The organism is bacterium (genome assembly GCA_024228115.1).
Lineage (GTDB): Bacteria > Myxococcota_A > UBA9160 > UBA9160 > UBA6930.
This window is the reverse complement of the sequence record JAAETT010000403.1, coordinates 1-509: the sequence shown is the minus strand read 5'-3', so window position 1 is coordinate 509 and position 509 is coordinate 1. Positions and strand designations below refer to the sequence as shown.

Here is a 509-nt window from a genome sequence, read left to right as displayed (position 1 = left end):
TTATGATAAAAAGTGGACATAGCTGGTTATGGTTTGATACTGACGATATGTTCCTACATTACCCCGTGGACAGCTGCGGAGCAGGTAGTGAGTGGGCTTGTTAACCCTCCTGACTCCAGCTACTTCACATAGACTGATCTGCACGAGGGAGGCTGATGTGGAACATACGTCACCGGAGTGAGTGAATGAGTGTGTTGGAATGGAAGACCTCCTTGAGGTGTTCCAGGTGTTGTGTTTTTACTGGGTGTTCATGTCACTCCGGCAGTCACCAATGTGGAAAAAGGAATTTGGCCGAAGCGGGATTCGAACCCGCGACCTTCCGCTCATGAAACAGATGTGATAACCACTACACTATTCGGCCATCCAACCTCCACCTGGAGTTGCCGGGTTATGAATGCGAGTGTGTATGTTGTGTCACCGTGAGTACATATGTTCCTACATTACCTCATATGAAGTAGTTTCGACCCGTGGTGGTTGTTTCAGATGGCTGGGTTCACAGGTGATGGTCA

General features: G+C 48.7%; 1 tRNA gene. It reads right to left on the bottom strand.

Features of this window, described 5'->3' with window-relative positions:
- Positions 1-288: 288 nt before the first annotated feature.
- Positions 289-361 (bottom strand) — tRNA-Met (locus tag GY937_17530).
- Positions 362-509: the final 148 nt, after the last annotated feature.